The organism is Ewingella americana ATCC 33852 (assembly GCF_000735345.1).
GTDB lineage: Bacteria > Pseudomonadota > Gammaproteobacteria > Enterobacterales > Enterobacteriaceae > Ewingella > Ewingella americana.
The window spans coordinates 1-264 of record NZ_JMPJ01000088.1 but is presented as its reverse complement, the minus strand read 5'-3'; the positions used below and the strand labels follow the sequence as shown (position 1 = coordinate 264).

Here is a 264-nt window from a genome sequence, read left to right as displayed (position 1 = left end):
AATATCCTGCACCACGAAGTAATAGTGCAGCGTCCGGCGGGTGCCTTTCTGCCCACGGTCACCTTTCAGCCGGGTCTGTAAGGTGTTTTTGGTTTGATTGAGGGTTGCGACTAACTGGCTATTGGCCATCGCCAGCGCTACCAACTCTTTTTTATTGTCGCCTTCCTGATCCGGGTCGAACAAGGTCGCCTTGGCTTCAAGATAGTGCGCCAGCTGAGAATAACAGCGCGAGATCAAGTCTTGCAGCGGGCGTATCGGGTAGAG

Annotated in this window: 1 protein-coding gene; it reads right to left on the bottom strand. The window is 53.8% G+C overall.

Annotation, left to right across the window (positions count from 1 at the left end; all coding sequences use genetic code 11):
* The coding region (locus tag GEAM_RS22310) for an FUSC family membrane protein (protein WP_034796358.1) at positions 1–264 on the bottom strand (264 nt) is incomplete at both ends.